This is a genomic window from Gracilibacillus caseinilyticus (genome assembly GCF_022919115.1).
Classification (GTDB): domain Bacteria; phylum Bacillota; class Bacilli; order Bacillales; family Amphibacillaceae; genus Gracilibacillus; species Gracilibacillus caseinilyticus.
In genome coordinates, this window is the sequence record NZ_CP095072.1 from 2,382,430 (window position 1) to 2,407,298 (window position 24,869).

Annotated in this window: 19 protein-coding genes and 1 riboswitch; of the genes, 11 read left to right on the forward strand and 8 right to left on the reverse strand. The window is 39.9% G+C overall.

The genetic code is table 11. From position 1 onward, the window contains the following. Positions 1-733 precede the first annotated feature (733 nt). Together MUN88_RS11160 and MUN88_RS11165 are read right to left on the reverse strand one after the other, a co-directional pair. Entirely contained in the window at positions 734-2,785 is a 2,052-nt protein-coding gene (locus tag MUN88_RS11160; protein ID WP_244715008.1) for a cellulase family glycosylhydrolase, read from the reverse strand. Between the two features lie 258 nt (positions 2,786-3,043). After that, on the reverse strand, positions 3,044-3,262 hold the full coding sequence (locus MUN88_RS11165; protein WP_244715010.1) for a DUF2599 domain-containing protein: 219 nt from the start codon (positions 3,260-3,262) through the stop codon (positions 3,044-3,046). 333 nt (positions 3,263-3,595) lie between these two features. Here MUN88_RS11165 and MUN88_RS11170 point away from each other — a divergent pair, with 333 nt between their 5' ends. From MUN88_RS11170 to MUN88_RS11190, 5 genes are all read left to right on the forward strand, one after another. Then, entirely contained in the window at positions 3,596-6,301 is a 2,706-nt protein-coding gene (locus tag MUN88_RS11170; protein WP_244715012.1) for a choice-of-anchor I family protein, read from the forward strand. 427 nt (positions 6,302-6,728) lie between these two features. Then, the gene (locus tag MUN88_RS11175) at positions 6,729-7,592 is read left to right on the forward strand and encodes a helix-turn-helix transcriptional regulator (RefSeq protein WP_244715014.1); all 864 of its coding nucleotides are present in this window, start codon (positions 6,729-6,731) and stop codon (positions 7,590-7,592) included. A gap of 57 nt (positions 7,593-7,649) precedes the next feature. Next, positions 7,650-13,259 (forward strand): pectate lyase, encoded by a 5,610-nt coding sequence (gene pelA, locus MUN88_RS11180; protein ID WP_244715015.1) that lies wholly within the window; start codon positions 7,650-7,652, stop codon positions 13,257-13,259. Positions 13,260-13,275: 16 nt separating this feature from the next. Further along, positions 13,276-13,375: riboswitch (guanidine-I (ykkC/yxkD leader) on the forward strand. A 45-nt stretch (positions 13,376-13,420) separates the two neighbouring features. Further along, the gene (locus MUN88_RS11185) at positions 13,421-13,753 is read left to right on the forward strand and encodes a DMT family transporter (protein WP_244715017.1); all 333 of its coding nucleotides are present in this window, start codon (positions 13,421-13,423) and stop codon (positions 13,751-13,753) included. Continuing rightward, complete coding sequence (locus MUN88_RS11190; protein WP_244715019.1) at positions 13,753-14,067, forward strand: DMT family transporter; 315 nt, start codon at positions 13,753-13,755, stop codon at positions 14,065-14,067. Before MUN88_RS11185 ends, MUN88_RS11190 begins: the two co-directional genes overlap by 1 nt. Before the next feature lie 509 nt (positions 14,068-14,576). On the opposite strand, the gene trhA is transcribed toward MUN88_RS11190, so the two are convergent. After that, complete coding sequence (trhA, locus tag MUN88_RS11195) at positions 14,577-15,224, reverse strand: PAQR family membrane homeostasis protein TrhA (protein ID WP_244715021.1); 648 nt, start codon at positions 15,222-15,224, stop codon at positions 14,577-14,579. 139 nt (positions 15,225-15,363) lie between these two features. On the opposite strand from trhA, the gene MUN88_RS11200 reads away from it, so the two are divergent. The 4 genes from MUN88_RS11200 to MUN88_RS11215 all read left to right on the forward strand — a co-directional run bounded on the left by MUN88_RS11200 (position 15,364) and on the right by MUN88_RS11215 (position 19,304). Further along, positions 15,364-16,014 carry a ThuA domain-containing protein gene (locus tag MUN88_RS11200; protein WP_244715023.1) on the forward strand — a complete coding sequence of 217 codons (651 nt, stop codon included), beginning with the start codon at positions 15,364-15,366 and terminating at the stop codon, positions 16,012-16,014. Positions 16,015-16,031: 17 nt separating this feature from the next. Next, positions 16,032-17,126, forward strand: a complete 1,095-nt coding sequence (locus tag MUN88_RS11205; protein ID WP_244715025.1) for a Gfo/Idh/MocA family protein — start codon at positions 16,032-16,034, stop codon at positions 17,124-17,126. Positions 17,127-17,187: 61 nt separating this feature from the next. Further along, a complete protein-coding gene (locus tag MUN88_RS11210; RefSeq protein WP_244715027.1) occupies positions 17,188-18,156 on the forward strand; it encodes a sugar phosphate isomerase/epimerase family protein in 969 nt (322 codons plus the stop codon). After that, on the forward strand, positions 18,147-19,304 hold the full coding sequence (locus MUN88_RS11215; protein ID WP_244715029.1) for a Gfo/Idh/MocA family protein: 1,158 nt from the start codon (positions 18,147-18,149) through the stop codon (positions 19,302-19,304). Before MUN88_RS11210 ends, MUN88_RS11215 begins: the two co-directional genes overlap by 10 nt. Positions 19,305-19,426: 122 nt before the next feature. Here the strand turns inward: MUN88_RS11215 and MUN88_RS11220 are convergent, their stop codons facing one another. After that, positions 19,427-19,768, reverse strand: a complete 342-nt coding sequence (locus tag MUN88_RS11220; protein ID WP_244715031.1) for a hypothetical protein — start codon at positions 19,766-19,768, stop codon at positions 19,427-19,429. A gap of 322 nt (positions 19,769-20,090) precedes the next feature. Here MUN88_RS11220 and MUN88_RS11225 point away from each other — a divergent pair, with 322 nt between their 5' ends. Then, positions 20,091-21,020: an LCP family glycopolymer transferase gene (locus MUN88_RS11225; RefSeq protein WP_244715033.1), complete on the forward strand. Its 930-nt coding sequence runs from the start codon at positions 20,091-20,093 to the stop codon at positions 21,018-21,020. Between the two features lie 338 nt (positions 21,021-21,358). Here the strand turns inward: MUN88_RS11225 and MUN88_RS11230 are convergent, their stop codons facing one another. From MUN88_RS11230 to MUN88_RS11245, 4 genes are all read right to left on the reverse strand, one after another. After that, on the reverse strand, positions 21,359-21,898 hold the full coding sequence (locus MUN88_RS11230; RefSeq protein WP_244715035.1) for an NUDIX hydrolase: 540 nt from the start codon (positions 21,896-21,898) through the stop codon (positions 21,359-21,361). Positions 21,899-21,908: 10 nt separating this feature from the next. Further along, complete coding sequence (locus tag MUN88_RS11235) at positions 21,909-22,391, reverse strand: DUF1189 family protein (RefSeq protein ID WP_244715037.1); 483 nt, start codon at positions 22,389-22,391, stop codon at positions 21,909-21,911. Positions 22,392-22,411: 20 nt separating this feature from the next. Next, positions 22,412-22,873, reverse strand: coding sequence for a flavin reductase family protein (locus MUN88_RS11240; protein ID WP_244715039.1), 462 nt, complete (start codon positions 22,871-22,873; stop codon positions 22,412-22,414). 125 nt (positions 22,874-22,998) lie between these two features. Further along, positions 22,999-23,298, reverse strand: coding sequence for a HesB/YadR/YfhF family protein (locus MUN88_RS11245; RefSeq protein WP_244715041.1), 300 nt, complete (start codon positions 23,296-23,298; stop codon positions 22,999-23,001). Positions 23,299-23,517: 219 nt separating this feature from the next. On the opposite strand from MUN88_RS11245, the gene MUN88_RS11250 reads away from it, so the two are divergent. Continuing rightward, complete coding sequence (locus MUN88_RS11250) at positions 23,518-24,078, forward strand: hypothetical protein (protein ID WP_244715043.1); 561 nt, start codon at positions 23,518-23,520, stop codon at positions 24,076-24,078. Positions 24,079-24,869 lie beyond the last annotated feature (791 nt).

The window sequence follows — 24,869 nt, forward strand, 5'->3', positions numbered from 1 at the left end:
TAGCCGAACCTGACACGTTTGAAAAAACTGTGTCAGGTTCGGCTTTTTTTTGTGAGAAAGTATATAAGTTGGCTTCTTATAATATGGATTATGTCAACTAGCTTGGTGGTAATATTGAAATTGTTAGTGTGCTGGTATACCGCTCCGGCCAACCACTTCGCGTCCTGCGGGGCACGGCTGAAGCTAACTTTATGAAGAAAGACACTTCACAAAGTGGATCTTCAGCACCTGCGCAATCCCGCGGGAGTCTACGTGATTGGCCTACGCTAATGTATGGGCTCTACAACTTATACAACAGCTAGAACATTGAACTGATTATAATTGAATGGTATTCGAATTCTACATATCATTAAGCCTAGCACCACTGCTTTTAATTGTTCCATACGTTGTAATACTTCCTTAAGCGTAGGAAATAGGCGGAGACTCCCGTGGGATCAGCGCGCGCTGAAGATCCACTTTGGAAAGAAAAGAATTTTCTATCCAAAGTTAGCTGAAGCCGTGCCCCACAGGACGCGGAGCCTATTTCCGGAGCTTTGCTAAGCAAATGAAATCTATCAAAATTACCACAATGTCAGACGGTTCCACTTTACATAATCCATATTATAGGTAGTTGTATATTATTTATGTTAGTTAGGACCGGGTGGGTTTTCTCGGTTTTTCTTGTGCAATTTTGAATCAAAGTATGGCTGTCTTTTATCCGTAGAAATGAGGCAAGATTCTAGATACGAGTTTTCTATCTACCAACATTTTTTCGCTTTTGCAGGGCCAATGAAATAATACCGAGAAGAAGAAGAGATAATCCTAATGTCATCAAGTTGTATTGATTAGTAGCTGTATCAGGTAATCGATTTTCTTTCAGGTTGGTTACGTCAGTTAGCATATCATCGTTTGCGTCTTCAGTTGTGTCAGTTGAAACGGACGTTGGTTGAACTGTTTCATCATTTTCAGTAGAAGCTGGCTGCTTCTCGTTCTTATCTTCCTCTTTTGCCTGATTTTCTTCCGTATTCCCCTCGGTATCGTCTACATTGGAATTGTCGGATGTATCAGGTGTTTCCGTTTCTTTATCCGTTTCATCTGTGCCTTCCTCTGTATTGTCCGTTACATCTGACTGTACAGACTGTACTTGCTCTCCATTTTTTTCAATCGTATATTCAACGGTTTCTCCACTCCAGAAGTGAAAAGTCAAATTGGTTACACCGTCATTCAACTCATTAAAAAAGTTATCTTTTAGTGTAATCGTTCCTGCTTCATAATCAGGAGAAAAGGTATATTCAAATTCTTTAAATGCCGTCCAATTTTGTGGACCAGCAATTGAGCCGTCCTCGTAATAGGCTTCCATTGTCGCTAATTTGTCACCATTAAAGTTTGTCGGAATTTCCAAAGAAGCTGTGGTACCTTCAGCGGATTGTAACTCGGCTTTTTGATAATTTCGGACCTCAATATCCCAATTGTGCCCTTCATTAAAGGTAACGGAAATGGTAGCAGCTTTGCCGAGTGAGTCATCCGAAACAAATGTGGTCAGGAACTCGCTTGTAAACGTAATGCTGTTATTGTTGATTTGATAGTCTGCTCCTTCCTGTAACAGCTGATCATTCAGATAAATGCCATCAAACTGCTTGCCATGTAAATTAAATGTAATGGTACGATCCGTTATCGTTTCCTCTGGATTAAGATAAATAAAATTGTCATCAGGTACAGCGGAACGAGTCGTCCAGCTTGTTTGGATCATATCAAAGAGAGCAGGATCCGACCATTCGAGTGATTCACGACCTAAATGCTGTCCGTTATCCCATAACATATGAACAAAGTCTTTCTGCTGGGCATAGTTTAACATATATTCGAAGAATTTTAATTTTTCCCCTTGTTGAATAACTTCAGTACTTTGATCAAATCCGAGTAAGCCATATTCGCCAATAATGACAGGGATACCGTTAGCGGTGAAGCTGTCGTGTACCCGGTCGAATACATCCTGAATTTCAGCTTTGGAATCTTCTTCAAAACGAGTGTAGCCAGCAATGTTGACGCTAAATGGCCAAAAGCCATAATAATGAACCGTCGCCATAATATTAGGATCTTCTAAATTTTGAATAAAACCGGACAAAGCATCCAATTTTTCCTGCTCTGATCCAGTGTTTATTGTAGGTAACACTAACGGGCGAACGTCATTGTTCCCACCTGAGGAACGGACAATATCGTGAAAAGTGCTGTTGAGTTCATTTAAATATTGCTGACTTTCTGTGGCGGTACCAGTAAATCGTGGTTCATTAATACTTTCGAACATAAGGTGGGTAGAATAATCTTTGAAGTGATTAGCTAATTGGGTCCAGATCGCTTCATAACGAGCAACTGTCTGGTCATGATTGGATTGCATGCCAGACTCCATCCAAATCCAGGAGTCGTGATGGACATTAATCATCACGTAGAAATCTTCTTCTAATGCCCATTGCACGGTTTGATCGACGCGATCGAGAAAGTCTTGATCGATCTGATAATCGCCATCTGTATCCATACGTTGATCAAAGGTAATCGGGATCCTGATGCTTTTAAAGCCCTCTGCAGCAATTTTTTTGATCAATGCTTGGGAAACAAAAGGATTTCCCCAGGCAGTCTCGTCACTCCCGACCGCATCATAACTATTTCCCAAGTTCCATCCCGGCTGCATGTTTTCTGCATAGCTTTCAATATCGATACTTTCTGCTGCGTTTGTCTCTCCCATCGCGGTAATAGTGCACACACTCCAGAAGAGCACAGTTAAAATAGCTGCCTTCAAAAATACATTCTTCAATAAAATTCCCTCCATAATGATTTTTTGGAAAGCGCTTTCCTGTTAACAATGTATCATACTCACAATCAAACAAACACATCAAAATAAAGAGGTTTTTTACTGTGAAAATAAGATATTTATTGAAGAAATCTGAAATAAGCTGACGAAATAGTTTCTAGTCGATGTATATATTTATTGAACAAATATAGATTATTGAATTTGAAAAGCTTAGCTTCTAAAAAGAAGACTCTGCCACTATTGATGATTAAGTGAAGTTTACTAGGGAATACAACCGGCGGCAATTGTACCAGGATAACTGATATCACGCTGTCCAAATTCTATATCCCAATCGGATTCAATAAAGAGGTCAAAGTGACACATATACTGGTCATACAATCCACTTGAACCATTTCCTATATAGTCATATATTTTAGTCAGTGCCTGCCAGCCTGTATTAGCATAATTTTTCAACAATCTGGTAGATAATTTAGGTTGCAAACTATAGGTCCAAAAGCCACTTCTCCAGTGAGCCTTATGCGAATTGAAATAGCTGGAGGCTGCTGTTACAGAAAGACTGTATCCTCTTAATTTGATCAATTCATTATTCTTATCTGATAATTTTTAGTTCTTTAGGATCGGGTTGTTTTATGTCCAATTTTCATACTGCTTTGCATTTAGCTTCCGTTTTCAGTGAATACAGCCATAGCCAAGCTGCTTCAACAGAACTCCGCAGTATTCTTAATAAATTTACAAAAAATTCATATAAACCACATAGTAGATTAAAGGTGAAAATGTAGAATATAAGCTGAATATGTAAAAAGGAGTGGAAAGATGAAGAAAACATCGGTCTTATTATTTGCAGCTATATTACTTATTATCAGTCCTGTCATAACTAGTGCCGCCTCAGACATTACTTACCATACAGAAAGTGATGAATCACTAGCGGTGGAATTACTCGGCCGTTACTCCAGTGGTGCGGAGATTGATGACGGTGGTACCGAAATTGTCGCCTATGATCCACATACAGCAAAAGCCTACTCTGTAAATGGTTCGAAGAAAACGTTAGATATTATCGATCTGTCGGTATTAGCGGAAGGAGAGAAAGAAATTCCGTTAGATAAGCAAATTAAGCTAAGTGATTTTGGCGTTGATGCCGGAGATTTAACAAGTGTGGCGATTGATCCGGAAAGCAGGTTTATTGCGGTTGCTGTGCCGGCAGAAAATAAAGTAGAGAATGGCAATGTTGTAATAATGTCTACAGAAGGTGATGTATTAACGACGGTCGAAGTGGGGGCGTTACCAGATATGGTGAGCATTACACCGGATGGCAATCATATTTTAGTAGCGAATGAAGCGGAACCAGGTGAGGATTACACGGTTAATCCCGAAGGTTCTGTCACGATTATAGATGTCAGTGAAGGTGTGACGCAAGGTGCAACATTACAGACAAAGACAGCTTTCTTCACTGATAAAATCGTAGAAAAAGGTGTTCGAAAAGTACATCCAGATAGTACCTATGCACAAGATCTAGAGCCAGAGTATATTGTTGTTGATGAAGCGAGTAAATATGCGTATGTCGTCCTGCAAGAAGACAATGCGATGGCAAAACTGGATATCGAAACAGGTGAATTTGTAACCGTTGAAAGTTTAGGTTATAAAGACTTTTCTGCTGGAGATAACAAACTGGATGCATCGGATAAAGATGACAAAATCAATATTCGTAATTGGCCAGTTTTATCCATGTACCAGCCGGATGGTATGGATTTAATCGAGATGAACGGTAAGACATATATTCTGACTGCTAATGAAGGGGATGCTCAGGATTGGGATGGATTCTCCGAGGAAGCACGTGTAGAAGATCTCGTGGGAGACGATGCCTACCAATTAAATGCGGACCTTTATCAAGGGTATTCACAGGAAGAACTAGACCAAATGGTGGAAGAAGGATTGTTTAAAAAAGAACAGCTTGGAAGACTAGGTACTTCTACTTCACATCCTGTTAATGAAGAAGGAAAATACGAGGCCATTTATGGATATGGCGCGCGTTCTTTCTCTGTCTGGGATGCAGAAACGTTAGAATTAGTGTATGACAGTGGTTCTGATTTTGAAGAAAAAATTGCAGCATTTATGCCAGAATATTTCCATAGTAACAATGACGAAGATTCCTTTGAGTCGAGAAGTGATGATAAGGGTGTCGAGCCTGAATCAGTCATTACCGGTGAAGTAGCTGGTACCACATATGCTTTTGTTGGCTTAGAGCGTCAAGGTGGCATCATGGTATATGATATGACGAATCCTGCATCACCAAGCTTTGACAGCTATTTTTCTTCTCGAACTTTCCAAGGACTTGATGCTGGAGTCGATACGGCAAGTGGCGATGTAACGCCAGAAGGCTTAACGTTTATTAAAGCAGAAGACAGCCCGACGAATGAACCTATTTTATTAGCAGCACATGAAGTAAGTGGAACAATTGCTGTATATGAACTAGGCGTGTCCTCTGATTCAGGTCTTCAAGAGTTAACGATTAACAACGGTGAATTAACGCCAGCATTTTCACCAGGTCAATATGAGTATCAAGTAGAAGTAGGACACGATGTAGATGACATTCAAATCGCAGCAAGAACGAGTTCTGCCGATGCCCATGTTCTGGTTAATGGGATGGATCCATCAGAATCTGTAGCATTAGAAGACGGTATGAATGCGATTAATGTAGATGTCGTAGCAGAAGATGGTTCCGCCTCTACTTATCTGATTGTCGTCAATAAATTGTTGGCACATAAAACCGAAGAGCTGAGAAAAGATGGCGACAGCTGGAAGCTAGAAACAGATATCCAAACATTAGACGATAAGGCCACACTCGAACTGATCGTTCCGGATTCAGAAGGTATAACAGATTCGATTACGTTCTCTGCAGAACAGATCCAGCAGCTCAAAGAAAAGAACATTACCGTAATGGTGAAAAAATCTGATGTACAACTGACTTTTGATATGCTCTCTTTCTCTACCGGGGAAACATTAACATTATTGATTGATAAAATGGACAAGGCTGATTATGAACAAGGTGATCAATCTCTAACAGATATATTTGATTTGAGCTTCCAGCAATCTGGACAAGCCATTTCCGAGTTTGTTAATCCTGTTCATCTGTCCTTTGCATTAGCAGAAAAAAAGGAAGACTCCGCTTTATATTATTGGAATGCGACAGAAGCAAAATGGTCATTAGTGGAAGGGGAACCGACTTTTCACGATGGATGGCTCACAGTTGCGACGGATCATTTTAGTATCTATTCTGTCTTTAATGCTTCTGATTTAGTGGAAGAGTCAGCAGATCCAGTCGATCCAGATGAAAATGGCACGGACACGGATGAGGAAGAACCAACAACGCCACCATCTACAGATAATGATAACGATACTACGGAAAATGAATTACCAGATACAGCTACAAATATGTACACGTTGATGGTTCTTGGAGGTATTTTGCTTTTGGTTGGGATGGTTATTGTTGTTGTGAAGAAGAATCCTAAATTTGCACAATAGACAAAGAAAAAGCCGTCATATGTGATGGCTTTTTCTTTAACTTACTTCAAGGATAGTTACGGTATAATCAAATACTGTTTTAGTGAAAAGGATAGGTAAGGATAAATGGAGGGGAAGCAAAATGATTTCTCTAAATAAAGAAGAGGTAAATCCAAAGAGTTCAGAAATTATTAATCTGATAAAGCTATAACTCAATTGGTGGTTTACTTGCATTTGGGAAGATAGATTTGCAAGGTTTTCTGTTATTCTAACTTTTATTGCTTTGATCGATTTGAATACAACTATTTATCTAGGACGAAAATAATGGTTGAGAAAAAATAGCAATTCAGGAATATTTTTAGACCAATAATTCGTTATTCAAAAGGTGGTAATATATGCTATAATTCAAATTGAAAACGTTTTCTTTCATTTAATCGGAGGTGACCGAGTGATTGTAGAACAATTAGCAGCCGCTAAGCCATTTGTGGATGTACCAGCGTTTTCTATTCAACACAAAATAGATAATCATACAATCAAAGAATTTCATTCACATCAAGGATTTGAAATGGTTTGGGTCAAAGGAGGGGAAGCGCAGTTTATATTCGAGGAGAAAGTATTTCATCTGAAAAAAGGACATGTACTTTGCTTTAAAAGCAGTGAGCTTCATAAAGTACGATTACCTGATGACCAAGGATATGAACGGGTAGTTATCATGTTTACAGATGATTTGTTTCCGGAGACACAGCCAATTTATCAGGAATTTAAAGAGTTACTGGATCAACAGCCTACACCACATTTTTATCTTCAAATTGACACGCAAGGCTACGAAAGTTTTTCTCATATTATTCGAAAATTGCTGCAGGAAGAAATGGCACCAGAGAAATGGCAGCAAAAACACGCATTGAATTTATACGTCACGGAATTATTACTTTTTTTAAGCCGGCGATTACATGCAGAAACAAATGAGACCAATCAACAACATCTTACCAATCCAATACAAACACAGGAAAAAATTTTAAGAGAAATTAATCTGATTTGGAATACAACCTGGCAACTGGAAGATTTAGCGGAAAGACTTCATTTTAATAAGTATTATTTGTGCCACTTTTTCAAAAAAGAGTTTGGCATGACGATTCAGCAATATGTGCTGCAAAGAAGAATGTATGAAGCGAAAAAGCTGTTAGTCGAAACCAATATGTCTGTTGCAGACATTGCTGTACAAATTGGGTTTTCTACAGCATCTAACTTTATTAGATGTTTTAAGAAATATCAACAAGTCACACCAAAACAGTTTCGTAACCAAGAACACTAGAAAGGAGGAAATTGGGAAAAAGAGTGTGACGGAAAATTTGAGGAGGGAGACGAGAAAATGAACGTGAAACGAATAGGTCATATAGCACTTATTTTTATGTTATTGATTACAACGGTTTTTTCTTCAATGCCAGCAACAATTGTCAAAGCTGATGACAATATTAACAACGTTGTTATCTATGAAGATGATTTCAACCAGCAAACAACAGAAGATGCACCAGAAGGGCTTGAAATAGGGGGATCTGGTGGTACGGTTACCGTAGCAGAGACCCCTGATGCAGAGAATAAGAGTGTTCATTTAAATGACACGAGTGAAAGTGATTTTGTTTCTGTTTCGAAATCATTTGAAGATCTAACGAATCAGGTGACGGTAGAAATGAAATTTATGCAGCCAGAATATACGAGCTCGACGAAAATTATGCGATTGAAAGGCGATAACACAGCCGTTATTTTGGAAACAAAAAACAACCAGATTGGCTATCGTTATGGCGATGATACCTATGAAAATCTGGCTGAAGCGGAACCGGGGAAATGGTATGCCATCAAGGTTGCAGTCGATTTAGCAAATAAAACAGCTGATGTATTTATAGATGGAGAGGCTGTGCTGGAAGATGCCGAGCTTAATAGTGATACAACTGTCATTAACTATTTCGAAACCTTTACACCAGGCAGTAAAGCGTTAGGGCACTATGTTGATGATTTGAAAATTTCTCATAAGGAACAAGTAGAAGAAGTACCAGAAGCAGATGTTTCTCATCTGTTCGATTTTAACAGTGATAAAACAGGTGAAGCCCCAGCAGACGTTTCTGTATCCGATGGTGGTGGGGCCGTAACTGTCGCGGACGTTCCTTCTGCAGAGAATAAAAGTGTGTTTCTGGATGATACCAGTGAAGAGACCAATGTGATTTTAAGTAAAAGCTTTGAAGATCTAGCTGGAGTAGTCACGGTAGAAGCAAACTTTATGCAGCCAAGTTATACAAGCTCAACAAAAGTGATGCGAATGAAAGGTGACGGAACACCAGTTATTATTGAAACGAAGAATAATAATATAACGTACCGCACTGGTGATAATTATCAACCGTTAGTAGAATTGCAGGAAAATACTTGGTATAAAGTGAAAGTGGAAATAAATTTAGACGAGCAAAAGGCAAGTGTCTATATTAATGATGAATTAAAGCTTGAAAATGCGGAGTTAAATGAACAGGCTTCTGTCGTGAATTTTGTAGAAAGCTTTACACCAAATAGTGGAACAGATGGTCATTATATCGATGACTTGAGCATTTCTGGTTTTTATCCGACCGATCCGGAAGAGCCAACAGATCCTGAGGACCCGACCGATCCGGAAACACCAGATGAAAATGGTGCAGGAGACATTTATGAAGCAGAAGATGCGGAGCTAAGTGATGCGATTGTCGATAATCAACACGTCGGCTTTACTGGCGATGGATTTGTTGATTACAAACCAAATGCACCAGGAGGCTGGATTGAATGGGTGGTTGATGTACCTGTCGATGGTGAATATCGTTTAGATTTCCGTTATGCACACGGTGGAACTGATCAGCGTCCAGCAGATATTAGTGTCGATGGAGAAGTAGTAACAGAAGAATTAGAGTTTGCTCCTTCTGGCGGTTGGACTACCTGGAAAAATACTTCGACAAAAGTTCAACTAAAAGCCGGTGAAAATGTCATTCGCGCAACTGGAGCGGGAGCGAGTGGTGGAGCAAACATTGACCATATGCAAGTGTTAATGGAAGTGGATCAGACGTATGAAGCGGAAGATGCGGTGCTAGATACGGAGAAAGTAATTATTGACAACAAGCATGTTGGGTTTACAGGAACTGGTTTTATCGACTTCAACCCGAATGCACCTGGCAGCTGGGTCGAATGGACAGTTGATGTACCAGTTGCAGGAGAATATAACTTGGATTTCCGTTATGCACACGGTGGGACCGATCAGCGTCCATCACAAATTAAAGTAAATGGTGAAGTAGTCGAAGAAGAATTAGAGTTTGCTCCTTCCGGTGGCTGGACCACTTGGATAAACACTTCGACTAAAGTCGAGCTTAAGGGCGGTGAGAATGTCATTCGCGCAACTGGAGTGGGAGCGAGTGGTGGAGCTAATATCGACCATTTACGAGTCCACAATAAGAATGACAGTGGTAACGAAGGGCCAATTGAGGTAGAAGATTCAGAAGCAGAGGAAGTAGTTGGCGGCGTTCTGTTGAAGAAGTTGAATCAGTTAGGAATTGCAGTAGATCAGCTTCCAGGTGATGAGGAAGCGATTACTAGAATCGAATTTTTTGCACTTGTTAATCAAGCATTAGGTTATGTTCAGGAAGACAAGTTCAAAAATTTAACGAGTGAAGAATCTGTTTGGGGTGTTTCAACAAATGAATGGTACGCTTATGTACTCGAATCTGCCAAAGCTTTAGGTTATGCTGATCAATTGGTAGCCAATGACACGATCCAACCGGACAAGGAAATTACCGAACAAGAAGCCAATCAGGTGATAGCTAATATTCAGGATAAAGCGGCGGATGCTGGATCTGATCAAGCATTAACATGGGGTGATGCGAGAACACTTGCTACATCACTTCAATCAGAAAATGAAGATACAACGGTTGATATTGCTGGTGCCCATGCGATTTCCGGTAACGTGTTAGCTGTTACGCTAAATGGTCAGTTTGAAGATTTCACTTACTCTGATTTAGAAGTAGTCGTTCCTTCAAGAAAATGGGAACTTTTAGCACCAGGGTTTGAAAATCTTCGAATTGATAAAGCAGCAAAAGTAACCAATCAATTTGGCCAAACCGTTATTTTGATGCACAGTCAGGACGAATGGAATGAATATGGGGAATATCCACAAGAATTTGAAGAAACAAGATTTTCAGGCGATTTAGATACTGCAATCGAAGAAGCAGATAATTTACTGACATGGCAAATGGAGCATGGCGGATGGACGAAAAACTGGCCACATATTTATACAAGACCATGGGATGGAGAAGAATCCAGATCTGAATGGGTAGAGGATGGTCAGGAACTTGGAACGATAGACAATGATGCAACCATTTCTGAGATTCTGTACATTGCACAGGTCTATCAGGAAACAAAGGATCCACGCTATAAAGATAGTGTAGAAAAAGGTCTTGAGTTTTTATTTGATTTGCAATATGACACAGGTGGATTTGCACAAGTCTATCCACGTAGAGGTAATTACTCGGATTATGTCACGTTTAATGATGAAGCGATGGTCAATGTGTTAGAGATGCTGGACCTTGTAGCACAGAAAAAATATCCATTTGATTCTGATTTAGTCAGTGAGGAATATGTCATTAAATCGAAGGAATCAATCAATTCTGCAGTCGACTACATTTTGGAAGCCCAGATTGAAGTAGATGGCAAACTGACTGCATGGTGTGCACAGCATGATCCAGTTACTTATGAGGCAAGAGGAGCACGCGCTTATGAGCATCCATCAATTTCCGGTAGTGAATCTGTCGGTGTTATTCGTTATCTGATGTCCAGACCACAAACAGAAGAGATTAATCAGGCAGTGGAAGCAGCATTAGAATGGCTGGATGAAGTGAAACTCGAAGATACACGATACATTAGTGGCGATCCTAATAACGAATATTTTGTAGAAGATGAAAACTCAACGGCTTGGTATCGTTTTTATGAAATCGGCACAAATGAACCGATATTCTCTGGCCGTGATGGTGTCATCAAACACGATATTATGGAAATCGAAGCAGAGCGTCGTAATGGCTATTCATGGGGTGGACATTGGGGTACGCAATTGTTAGAAACAACACAACAGACAGGTAACTATGAGGACAAGGTTTTTGTCCAAGTAAGTGGAACTGAATCAGCTACTGCTGATGGCAGAACATTGGTACAGGATCAAGTGAAAACGGTAGAAGGTCAAACAAAACAAATTGGCGAAATTGACAGTGATCTTATCGTAGCAAAAGATGGATCAGGTGATTACGAAACTGTACAGGCAGCAATCGATGCCGTACCTGCTAACAATAGTAATCCGGTTACCATTTTTGTGAAAGATGGTACGTATAAGGAAGTTGTAACGATTCCAGACAACAAACCATTCATTACATTGTTAGGTGAAAGTGAAGAGAACACGGTCATTACCTATGATAATTATGCAGGCCGTGACAATGGTGTTGGTGGAACAATGGGTACAAGTGGAAGTGCGAGTGTTTATTTAAGAGCGAACGATTTAATTGTCAAAAATATGACGTTAGAAAATTCATTTGACGAGAGTATCAATGTAGAAGGTAATCAGGCAGTTGCTGTGTATGCCAGTGGTGAACGTCAATATTTTAAAAATGTCCGGTTTATTGGTAATCAGGACACGTTATATACACGTGATGGTACACAATACTACACCAATGTCTATATCGAAGGAGACGTAGATTTTATCTTTGGTGCAGCAAGTGTTGTCATTGAGGATTCCACTATTCATTCCTTGGATAGAGGATCTGATTCCAATAATGGTTATGTAACAGCTGCAAGTACACTGCTTGATGATGAATACGGCATGTTGATTAAGGATAGCTCGTTCACGAGTGACGCACCTGATGGAACAGTCTATTTAGGAAGACCTTGGCCAGCAGGCGGAAATCCACAAGCCCGAGGCAGTGTGGTCATCATGGAAAGTGAATTAGGTGCCCACATTAAAGAAGAAGGTTGGACTTCAATGAGTGGACTTCAACCGGAAGATGCGCGACTTTATGAATATAAAAATGAAGGCCCCGGAGCAGTCATTAATGATTCACGTCGTCAACTGACAGATGATGAAGCAGAGAAGTGGACCATCCAAAATGTTCTTAAAGGCTGGGATCCATCCACAGTCGATTCGGATGACGGCGGCGATGGAGACGGCAACGGAGATGGAGACGGCAACGGAGATGGAGACGGCAACGGAGATGGAGATGGCAATGGAGATGGAGATGGCAATGGAGATGGAGATGGCAACGGAGATGGAGACGGCAACGGAGATGGAGACGGCAACGGAGATGGAGACGGCAACGGAGATGGAGATGGAGATGGCAACGGAGATGGAGATGACAACAATGACCAAGCCGATAAAAAAATGACCGTCCATTTAAATGAAAAAGCAGAAGTAGAGGCTGGCATGACAATTAACATTGCTGCTTCAGCTACATCGGTGAAATTGCCAGATGATTTACCAGAAGGAACAAAGGTTATGATTCAAAAAGCAGATACTGAAGATGTCGGTGATTTAGAAATAGCTGGTGATGTGTTTACATTTGACTTTACGTTCCCAGAAGGTGCAGAAGATTATAGTGGAGAATTTGAATTATCGATGGGCTATGATGAAGCATCGTATGAAGCGGATCAAGTTGCCGTTTATTATTTTAATGAATCAAACGGTAACTGGGAGAAAATTGATGGTACTGTGAAAGATGGTCAGGTATCTGCAACGGTTAACCATTTCTCAACGTATGGTGTGCTGGCTGAAGTTGAGGCTAGTAATGATGATGCCGGCAATGACAACGAAGATGATGGAATATTGCCTGATACAGCTACAAATATATTCAACTGGCTGTTATCGAGTGCCATGCTGTTAGTAATCGGCATGACAATTTTGATCATGGCTAGACAAAGAAAGAACAACATGATAAAATGATAAATAATTGTATATGGTGAATGTTTTCTAGGGTTCCGCTACGTGCAGTTGGTCTGGTCCGAGAGAAAACTCACAGTATAACTACTGTGCCACGGAAGGATAAAAGCCTGGGAGAATTAATTTTCTCCCAGGCTTTTTATGGATTAAAGGAGGCGATACACATGTGGAAAGAGTGGTCTAAAATTATAATAGCAGGACTGTTTGAAGTGGGCTGGGTTATTGGTATCACACATGCAGGTACTGTTTTGGAATGGATAGCGACGATCATAGCAATTGTGATTAGTTTTTATTTTCTGATAAACGCTGGAAACGACATCCCGGTTGGTACTGCCTATGCCGTATTCGTCGGGATGGGAACTGCAGGAACCGTCGTGTTAGATGTCATCATATTTGGAGCATCGATGTCATGGGTCAAAGGGCTTCTGTTATTACTTCTGTTAGCAGGTATAGCAGGATTGAAATTAGTTTCAGATAAAAAGGAGGTAAGTGACTGATGGCTTGGGTTACTTTAATAGCAGCAGGACTTTTGGAAATGATCGCGGTAATTGGATTGAATCAGTGGCATAAAACGAAATCAAAGCTAAGCTTTTTCGCGATGATTTTCTGCTTCATCAGTAGCTTTTTCTTCCTTTACCTAGCATTAAAAACGATACCGATGGGTGTAGGTTATGCCGTCTGGACTGGTATTGGTGCAGCCGGAGGGGCTTTGGTAGGAATGATATGGTATAAAGAATCTGCCAATTTCAAACGAATCTTTTTCCTTGTACTCATTATTGTTGCGGTTATTGGGTTGAAATTAGTTGGTTAACCTTCTATGGAAAGTGTGATAAGTGATGAAGTATGGATGGAGAAAACATGTAAAAGAGCTCTATTTACCCAAATATATTTCCGATGTGAGAAAAACATCACCAGAGAATCGGAAGACGATTATTGAGATTTAAAGTTACTGAAGTGTAATATGTCAGGTAGTAGCATAATTGGATAAGGTATGATAACGCTCAGATGAAAAATTCTGAGCGTTTTTTGGGATACAGGAAGGAGCTGGATGTACAAGAAGCAGAAGCATAATCCCCCGTATTTGTCTCGTTTCCCGAAAAAGGAGCCAAAAGTAGAAGGAGAGTCCCAAAGATTTGTCTCGTTTCCCGAAAAGGAGCCAAAAGTAGAAGGAGAGCCCTCAGGATTTATCTCGTTTCCTTCTCTCATAACGAAACAAACGATCGAAACATATCTACGATTTAATACGAATAAAAAAGGATGCGAAACCTTGAACCAGGCTTTGTATCCTTTTCATCAATTCATGTGTGATAAACCAATCATTTATTCAACCGGCAATACATACAATAGTACAGCGAAAAAATGCATAATCGTCCCTGCTAGCACGAATAAGTGCCAGAGGGCGTGATGGTATTTAAAACCGCGCCATACATAAAAGACGGCACCAACTGTATAGAGTACACCACCCAGGACAAGTAACCGTACACCATTAGGGGCGAGCGTTTCGACGAGCGGGTTCCATGTGAATACGATGAGCCAGCCCATGATGACGTACAGAATCGTGGAGAAGAAAAGAAACTTTTTAACGAAGAAGGCTTTAAAAATCGTACCGCCAATCGCTAGCCCCCAGATGATTCCAAATAATGTCCAGCCTTCCCAGCCGCGAACGATAACAAATAAAAAAGGTGTATACGTACCAGCAATAAAAAAATAGATGGACGAATGATCTAATATTTCAAACACATCTTTTGCTTTTCCTTTTGGTAAGCTGTGTAACAGTGTTGACGATGTATAGAGCAATACCATGGTAACACCGAATAAGGTGAAGCTGACGATATGCCATGGTGAGCCGTGTAAAGAAGAAAAGACGATTAAGATCACCAGGCCGGCGATACTTAGTGCCATTCCGATACCGTGGGTAACTGAGTTGGCAATTTCTTCTTTTTGTGAAAATTCATGTGTGGAGCCCATTTGGACACGTTCCTTCCGTATAATTTCAAGTATATTCTTATTATCATTTTTTTATTTTATAAATGCAAACGAATCACTTTGTTTTACCGTTGAACTTAGTTATAATGAAAGCGTAAACATACAATAGGGAGGTTACAGGATGAAACAGGCGTTAATTTTTCAAGGTGGTTGGCAAGGGCATGAGCCAGAAGATGTAGCTCATATTTTAGCAGGGTTATTAGAAAAAGAAGATTATCAGGTGAAAATCACCGATACGTTACAAACATTGGCAGAAGATGATTTAACCCAATATGATCTGATTGTTCCGAATTGGACACAGGGAACGATTGAACAAGAGCAGCTTCAACCATTATTAAAAGCGGTGGAGCAAGGAACAGGACTAGCAGGACTTCATGGTGGGATGGGGGATTCCTTCCGAATGGAAGTCGATTATCAATTTATGGTTGGTGGCCAGTGGGTAGCGCATCCCGGCAATGATGGGGTGGAATATGATGTACATATTGTCGATGCCGATCATCCGCTAACCGAAGGAATGAAGAATTTTAAAGTCGTTTCTGAACAGTATTACATGCATGTTGACCCAGCTGTTCATGTACATGCAACGACGAGATTTCCGGTGGCAGAAGGACCTTACCAAACCAATGGTGAAGTAGATATGCCTGTCGTCTGGACGAAAAAATGGGGAAAAGGAAAAGTCTATTATTGTGGATTAGGCCATGTGGCAGAAATCGTAAACATGCCAGAAGTATTGCAGTTGATGAGAAACGGTTTTATTTGGGCCAGTAGATAGAGGAGGCGGAGGAAATCATGAAAGTAGGTATTATTGGTTGTGGAAATATTAGTAAGATTTATTTAGAAAATGCGACACGATTTGCTAATTATTCGATTGAAGCGGTAGCAGATCTTGTGTTGGAAAGAGCACAAGAACGTGCGGAACAATATCATATTCCGAAAGCGTATACAACTGAACAGCTGTTAGATGATCCTGAAATTGATTTCGTTATAAATTTAACCATACCAGCTGTCCATGCTGAAATTGCAATCCGGGCTTTAGAGAAGGGCAAGCATGTATATGGCGAAAAGCCGCTAGCAGTCTCATTAGAAGACGGTCAACGCATGATCGAAACAGCGAAGGAAAAGGGACTGATGATTGGCAATGCGCCGGATACTTTTCTTGGAGCAGGTATTCAGACATCAAGAAAATTGATTGATGACGGATGGATTGGCCGTCCGCTTTCTGCAACAGCGTTTATGATGATAGCAGGACATGAAAGATGGCATCCGGATCCTGCATTTTATTATCAAGAAGGTGGGGGACCGATGTTTGACATGGGACCATACTACTTACATGCTCTTGTCAACTTATTAGGTCCTGTTGCCCGTGTCACCGGTTCAGCGCAGATGGGCTATACAGAAAGAACGATTACGAGTCAGCCTAAATTTGGCGAAGCAATAAAAGTAGAGACACCAACGCAGATTAATAGTGTATTAGATTTTGAAAAAGGCCCCGTAGCTTCCATGATCATGAGCTTTGATACCCATGCCCACCAGTTACCGCATATTGAAATATATGGTACAGAAGGTACATTATCGGTACCAGATCCGAATACGTTTGGTGGTCCGGTTTATCTAAGAAGACATGATCATAAGGAGTGGCAGGAGATCCCGTTATCACACGGCTTTTCCGATAATAGCAGAGGCTTAGGAGTAGCCGAAATGGTCGATGCCATTCAAGCTGGCAAATCAGCCAGAGCAAATGGTGAACTGTCCTATCATGTGTTAGAAATTATGCATGGTATACTCGGCTCTTCTTCAGAAGGCAAACATCATGTGCTGTCAAGCAGCTGTGAACAGCCAGATGCACTACCAATAGGATTTGATGAGAAACATTTTCTTCGTTAACACCGGTAACAACTTGATTCACAACATAAATAATCAAAATAAATCAATGAGGTGATGTATTGTGAAATTAGGCGTATTTGCGGTTTTATTTGGAGACAAATCATTGGAAGAAGCATTGGATAAGGTCCAGGCAGCAGGATTGGGTACAGTAGAAATAGGTGCAGGAGGCTATCCAGGTAATGCGCACTGTAACCCTGAGATTCTTCTGCAGGATGAACAAAAATTACAAGGATTCCAACAAGCATTTGAACAGCGGGGGATATCGATTAGTGCCCTAAGCTGTCACGGTAATCCCCTGCACCCAAATCAAGATATAGCATTACAGCATCATCATCAATTTGAACAAACGGTTTTATTAGCAGAAAAAATTGGCGTCGATACAGTAGTAACCTTTTCTGGATGTCCTGGTGAATCAGAATATTCCCGAAATCCGGTATGGGTAACAGCAGCCTGGCCAGACGATCATCCTGAAGTATTAACATGGCAATGGGAAGAAAAGGTGATTCCATACTGGAAAGAGCAACAAGCCTTCTTGCAGGCACATGGTGTGAGAGTGGCGATTGAGCCACACCCTGGTTTTGTTGTCTATAATAATGAAACAGCTTTGAAGTTGCGTGCATCTTGTGGCGAGCAAATTGGCGTGAATTTCGATCCAAGCCATTTATATTGGCAACAAATGGACCCGGTAATCAGTATTAAAGAATTAGGTAAGCATAATGCCCTGTTTCATTTTCATGCAAAAGACACTGCCATTGATCCAGAAAATACAGCAGCTAACGGTGTATTGGATACGAAGCCATATAGTGATGAACTAAATCGTTCCTGGATTTTCCGGACAATCGGCTACGGACATGGCGAACAGGAATGGAAGCGAATCATTAGTGCACTGCAGCTTATCGGTTATCAAGGTGCAGTCAGTATCGAACATGAAGACAGCCTAATGTCAGTTGATGAAGGCTTTCAGAAAGCAGTTGATTTATTACAGGATTGCTTAATCAAAGAAAAGGTAGGTGAAATGTGGTGGGCGTAAAACCGAAGATCAGGATAGGGATGATTGGTTATCAATTTATGGGGAAAGCACATAGCCACGCGTATCGTGATTTGCCTTTTTATTTTGATAATCCGTTAGAACCAGAATTAACAGTGATTGCAGGTCGTAATGAAGAAGCAGTGAAAGAAGCTCAGCAAAAAATGGGCTGGTTAAGCTATGAGACTGACTGGCATCGTGTATTAGCGCGCGATGATGTGGACGTGATCGATATCGTAACACCGAATCATGCGCACGCAGAAATCGCTATTGCTGCTGCTGAAGCAGGGAAGCATATTATTACGGAAAAACCGTTAGCGTTAACCGTTGAGGAATCAGAACGAATGCTGGAAGCGGTGCAAAAGAACAACGTGAAACATATGATTTGTCATAATTATCGTTTCGTTCCAGCAGTTCAAATGGCTAAGCAACTGATTGAGCAAGGTCGGATCGGTCGAATCTTTCATTTCCGGGCCAATTATCTACAGGATTTCATTATCGATCCCAACTTTCCACTGGTTTGGCGTCTGAAGAAAGAAGTATCAGGTTCCGGTGCATTAGGCGATATCGGAGCGCACAGTATTGACTTAGCTCGTTTTCTTGTAGGTGAGCTGAAGGAAGTAACCGCCATGATGGAAACATTTGTGAAAGAACGCCCCATTGGTGAAATGACAGGCGGCTTAAGTGCGAAAGGGGATACCTCTGAAATGGGGGAAGTTACTGTGGATGACGCGGTAGCGATCCTTGCCAGATTTGAAAATGGAACGTTCGGTACCTTCGAGGCGACTCGCTTTGCTGGTGGTAATCGCAACAAGAACAAATTCGAAATTAACGGCGAAAAAGGTTCGATTCGCTGGGATATGGAGAATATGAATAATCTGGAAGTTTACTTAGCGGATGATGAAACTGGTGTGCAAGGTTTCCGGCTGATTAACTGTACCGAAGAAGTCCATCCATATGCCGGCGCCTACTGGCCAGCAGGTCATATTATTGGCTATGAACATACCTTTATTCATTTAATGGATGAATTTTTAAGAGGTATTCATGAAAACCGTCAAACTGCGCCAAACTTTGAAGACGGTGTCAAAAACCAACGAATCTTAGCTGCAGTAGAACAATCTGCACAGGAGAAGCGTTGGGTAAGCTTATAACGATAAAAAAGTATTCCTCGGTGCTGATGGGGAATACTTTTTTTCTGTATAAAAGTTAAGAAACTGTAATCAAAAAAACGTGTGGGACATAGGCGTATATTCTGCCAACCTCCTAAGCGAATTTAATATTCCAATTGACGCAGGTACAAGAGAATTTCTTCATCATTGAATGTTGTTAAACTGTATTTGCGGATTTTGCTGTCAATTTCCTTTTGTTGTTTACTTCCCTTGCTAAAGCTATTAATAAGTAAATGAAAAAGTGCTTCCCATAGTGCTCCTGTGCCACGTGATCCAAAATGATAACCCATTTGTTCGTTTTTCGTCAGTGGTAGCTGCGTATTTTCTTCGAATTCTTTTTTGAAGTCTTTTTGAATGATAATATAATCTTCTTTGCTCGTTAATGCGGAAAGAAAATCTTCCGCGTTACAGGCTATGAAACATTTATCCCTCGGTTTTTGTTCCAACGAATTCACTTCCTCTCAAGAAATGATGTGCGTTTTCCTTTTATCTCCTTCTATCAAATTATTACGAAAAAAATAAATGAGAAGTTTCAATTTTTGAATTGTTGAATGGATGGAAAGCTTGCACGGAAAAATGATACCAGTAAACTAAGGGTATCATCGCTGTTCCCTTTTGTGGAAACTGATTAAAAAACAGCCCATTTATTTTTCGTGTGTTGTATCTTCTAAATATATTAAAAATTGCTAAAATATTCTATTAATATTAATCTATTTTACTCATATCTATGTTATAATGTGGAAGTGAAAGTAAGAATATAGAGATAGGATGTTGAGGGTGGAGACTAGATCGAATCGAAAAAAAATCAACAAAAAATGGTGGATATGGACGCCAGTTATTATTGTCGTTGTTTTGATTGCGGTTGTGGGAGGATATGCGTTATCAATTGTTAATAATGTGGAAGAGACATTTAATACGAAAATGCATGATCCGGTGGAATCTATTGATCAGGAGAAAGTGAAACAAAAGATGAACGCATCTGAGCCGTTAAATATTTTATTGTTAGGTGTTGACGAAAGAGGAAATGATGTTGGTAGATCTGATGCATTAATGGTATTAAATTTAAAGCCTGAAACAGAGGAAATGCAATTAATCAGTATTCCCCGGGATACAAGAACATTAATTGTCGGCAGGGGCGAACAAGATAAAATTAATCATGCCTATGCATTTGGTGGCCCCGATATGTCGATTCAGACAGTTCAGCATTTTCTTGATATAGAAATTGACTATTTTGTTCGGGTAAATATGGAAGGATTAAAAGAGTTAGTAGATGAACTGGGTACGATAACAGTTGATAATGAAATAGAATGGTCAGATGGTACTTATCAATTTACCAAAGGCCCTGTCGAAATGGATGGTGCGAAGACATTAGCTTATGTAAGAATGAGAAAGCAAGATCCAGCAGGCGATTTTGGCCGGACAGAACGACAGCGAAAAGTGATTGAGGCGATCATTAATGATGGCGCTAATGTGGCAAATGTTACGAAGATTAACGAACTAATAAACATCATGGGTAATAACATGTCCACAAGCATTGATTTCAATGCGGTGAAGTCACTACTGGGCGGTTATACAAATACAAGAAAGAATGTAAACAGTTATCAAATGCAAGGGTCCGGAACGAAGATTGATGGAATATATTATTATATCGTACCAGAAGAAGAAGTGTCGAAGGTACAAGCAATGATTAACAGCTAATACTGGTGAGTATTAGCTGTTTTACGTTCTAATCAAAGGAAGTATATGAGTAATTTCATGAAGGCGAATAATAGAAGTTAAGGTCGGAAAAATAGGTTCTTATAATATAGATTATGTCAACTAGCTAAGTGGTAATTTTGAAATGATTCAAGTGCAAGGATACCGCTCCGGCCAACCACTTCGCGTCCTGCGGGGTATATTTCCGGAGCTTTGCTACGTAGGTAAAACATGTCAAAATGACCACATTGTCATACCGCTCCACTTTACATAATCTTTATTATAATTAGGATCGACGAGTTTAGACCCGGTTTTTTTCTGAATTTATCATCATTGTCTTTCTAATTCCGCACCATGCTCAAATATCGCGCCCAGCAGGCGAGTCCTGCTCCGTGGCGGAAATACCCGTTTTCGACCAGCTTATAGAATTGACCAATTGGTACTTTTTCCAGTTCAATCTCTTCTAATTCTTCCAATTCCTGTTCCGCTACTCGTACTGAATCAGTAGCTAAAAACAAATGGATTTTTTCTGTTGTTGAGCCAGCTGATGGGTAAAAGTAATCCAATGCAATCCAATGATTAGTTTGATAACCTGTTTCCTCTAACAATTCCCTTTTTGCTGCCAATAATGAATCTTCTTCCTCCTCGATCATGCCAGCCGGAAATTCAAGTTCTATTGATTGAAGTGGATGACGGTATTGCTTCAGCATGAGGACATGATCATCTTCAGTTATCGCAAGAATACAGACACCATCACGAAATTGAACATAAGAGAATTGCTGTGTTTCTTGATTAGCAAGCATTACTTCATCAATAGTAATTTTAAACCGATCTACCTGAGTGGTTGTGCTTTGATTAATCTTCCAATCATTATTGGCCAAGACAGTTCCCTCATTTCTTTCTTTTTGGATATTTCAGAATCATCTGAACGACAATAACATACAAAAATAGTGCACATAAGAGAAAAGCGATCGTCGGCTCTTGTGAAATAAAGTACAACACTTGATAACTAAGCAGTGGCCATAATAATGCGAAAGCCGTCATTTTCCACAATTGTTGATACGCTAATTTCCGTTGTAGTATCGATCGTAATAACAACGAGCCTAGTGCGAGTATCGAAATACTGGTAACTACTAAAAACATCATGAAGAATGGATAAAATACGATGATTTGAAGCAGATACTGGCTATAGGAAACTTGTGAATATCCCTGTTCATAGCCTGCTATCATGATCATGACGTTTGGTAAAAAGACAATAAAAAATAATAAGAAAAGATAAACGAGCGTATCTCTCATGCTGATGCGATTCAGCCAGAACAACGCATCTTTTTTGGGTAAGATTGCACTTTTTCGTAATATTGATAAGATTCCCATTGTTTTCACTCGTTACCTTTCTAGTCCTCTGCGATTCGCTGATAACCACTGTTATAATAGAGAATTGGTTTTCCGTCATCAACCTTAATATCATCTACTTCTGCAATAAGCAATAAATGATCACCCGCTTCGACATTGTTTACAACGCTACATGCCAATGATGTGAGCGCATTGTTGATAACAGGGATACCATCGAGTGTCGTGAAATCATAGAAAGATTGATTAAGCTGCTTAGCAAAAATCATTGAGACGTCCTGTTGTTCCTCACGAAGTATACTCACACCTATACGTTTGATTTTATCGGCGTTTTTATAAAAGTTAGTTTTATGATCTAAAGAAATGGTAATTAATTGCGGATCCAAGGAAACCGACATAAATGCATTAACGGTCATACCATGTACATCATCATCAAATTCTGATGTGACAACGGTAATCCCTGTAGCAAATTTACTCATTGCTTTACGGAATTCTTGTTTTCCCATCGAAATACCTCCTTGTCTGACTAGCTATCTGAGAATATGTGATGTCTTTCATATTTTAACATAGATTCTCAGTTTAGCGGCTTAGGAAGTTTGCTAAAATAAAAAAAGTGAGGAGGCATCCCTCCTCACTTTTCCTCTTCGTACTCGTATTTTACTTCTTGTAAATCATCATCAAATTCAACGTGTAATTGATATCCTTTGAAATACCAGGCATCTGTATCTTCGATGAAAAAAGTGATATTATCTATTTCTGTCGTCACCAAAGGTTCTTCGATTGGTTCATTTAACGCGAATGCAAGAGAGAATCCTTCGTGTATTGGACTATAACCACCATATTTGGCTTGGAACTTAACGGTGTTGCCTTCTTTTACTTCTACTTCATCTTTAAACCACTGTAATGCTTTTTCAGATACTTTAATGTCCATATTGATCCACTCCTTTGTCACTGACTCATTTTACACTCTTCCCTTTATGTAGTAGGTTTACACACAGATAAAATATTTCCTGGGAAATTGTCGAAATAATAATAGATTGCAAACTATGTCGGGTGATTGACAGTTTCACATTGAAGTGATTTTTGTTATACTAATGAAAGCAAAACATAAGACCGTGTAGCGGGGATGAATTTAAGGGTGGTGTGAAAGATGACAGTCCAATATACAAATTTTCGTGGTGATGAGTACTTTTTACACATGAAGAAAACAAGTGAAGGTAATCTAAGTTATTACTTTAAAAAAGACGATCCGAATACTTCCGTTGACAGTATTCCTGAAGGATACGAAATATATGAACACCCAAATGGCCGTGTCTTTCTAACGAAGAAGAAAGAACAAACCATTACTGATCAAGAAGTGAAAATTATTGAAGCAAGTATAGACAATTACAGCCCAATCAAAGATTGTAAGCTCGATCCTAAAGGGGACAGTGTCTTTGTTTACACGTATGAAAATCCAGTACCATTCAATGAGAACCCATTAATTGTGGAGGCATTGTCTGATCCGAAATACAAAACGTATGTCGAGCAATTATGCTTTACCATCATTGATAAAGAAACAAGAGAATTTATGGTGGAACGAAAATCCTATACAGGCGATAAGGGCCAACATTGGCTTTACTTAGAAGCTTCTACTGACTTAGAATATTTAACTGAGAAGTATATGCAACATTTAGGTCAGGACAGTTATTTTGACTTGGATTCATTCTAATAAAGAGATGTAGACAAAAGTATCCTGATTAAAGGAAAAGCCGAACATAAACACGAAATGTCCTCGGACAACATTCGCGTTATGTTCGGCTTTTTTCTTAAGGAAAGAAATTATGTCATTACCTCGTTAATGTCGAATCACCAAAATTTGCTCTTAAGAGTGAGAAAATATAAGTGCAGGATCTTATAATATGGATTATGTCTAGCCTAGAGCTCATTTTGACATGTTGTTAGTAGTATTATAATGCTCCGTGCAACCACTTCGCGTCCTGCGGGAGTCTACGTGGTTGGTCTGCGCTCATGTATAGCTCCACAATTAATGCGACAGGTAGGATATGGAGCACTATCTGCTTCATTTGATGATATACAATGCCTAGCACGACTGCTTTTAGCTGTTCTATACGTTGTAGCACTTCATTTAAGCGTAAGAAATATGCGGAGACTCCTCATGCGTCAGCGCGAGCTGAAGATCCACTTTGTCTGTGCCTGTGTCTGCAAGTATCGCTTTGAAGTGAGCTTCCTCGGCACAAGGCAGCAAAGAAGTTGTTCAAGTAGTAGCCTAGCTGAAGCCGTGCCTCACAGGACGCGGAGCCTATTTCCGGAGCTTTGCTAAGCAGATGAAATCTATCAATATTACCACAAAGTCAGACAGTTCCACTTGACATAATCCATATTATAGGTACCTATATATTTTTAAGTTCGTTTGGACCGGGCGGGTTTATGCTCGGTTTTTATTATGTTGTAAAAAGATACCGTGATATAACTATGCAAATACTTATCAAATGGACAGCT

Bases quoted from the DNA above. Each gene is read 5' to 3' on its own strand.
- MUN88_RS11170 (WP_244715012.1), top strand. From the start codon at position 3,596: ATGAAGAAAACATCGGTCTTATTATTTGCAGCTATATTACTTATTATC.
- pelA (WP_244715015.1), top strand. From the start codon at position 7,650: ATGAACGTGAAACGAATAGGTCATATAGCACTTATTTTTATGTTATTG.
- MUN88_RS11185 (WP_244715017.1), top strand. From the start codon at position 13,421: ATGTGGAAAGAGTGGTCTAAAATTATAATAGCAGGACTGTTTGAAGTG.
- MUN88_RS11190 (WP_244715019.1), top strand. From the start codon at position 13,753: ATGGCTTGGGTTACTTTAATAGCAGCAGGACTTTTGGAAATGATCGCG.
- trhA (WP_244715021.1), bottom strand. From the start codon at position 15,224: ATGGGCTCCACACATGAATTTTCACAAAAAGAAGAAATTGCCAACTCA.
- MUN88_RS11200 (WP_244715023.1), top strand. From the start codon at position 15,364: ATGAAACAGGCGTTAATTTTTCAAGGTGGTTGGCAAGGGCATGAGCCA.
- MUN88_RS11205 (WP_244715025.1), top strand. From the start codon at position 16,032: ATGAAAGTAGGTATTATTGGTTGTGGAAATATTAGTAAGATTTATTTA.
- MUN88_RS11225 (WP_244715033.1), top strand. From the start codon at position 20,091: ATGTTGAGGGTGGAGACTAGATCGAATCGAAAAAAAATCAACAAAAAA.
- MUN88_RS11235 (WP_244715037.1), bottom strand. From the start codon at position 22,391: ATGGGAATCTTATCAATATTACGAAAAAGTGCAATCTTACCCAAAAAA.
- MUN88_RS11240 (WP_244715039.1), bottom strand. From the start codon at position 22,873: ATGGGAAAACAAGAATTCCGTAAAGCAATGAGTAAATTTGCTACAGGG.
- MUN88_RS11245 (WP_244715041.1), bottom strand. From the start codon at position 23,298: ATGGACATTAAAGTATCTGAAAAAGCATTACAGTGGTTTAAAGATGAA.
- MUN88_RS11250 (WP_244715043.1), top strand. From the start codon at position 23,518: ATGACAGTCCAATATACAAATTTTCGTGGTGATGAGTACTTTTTACAC.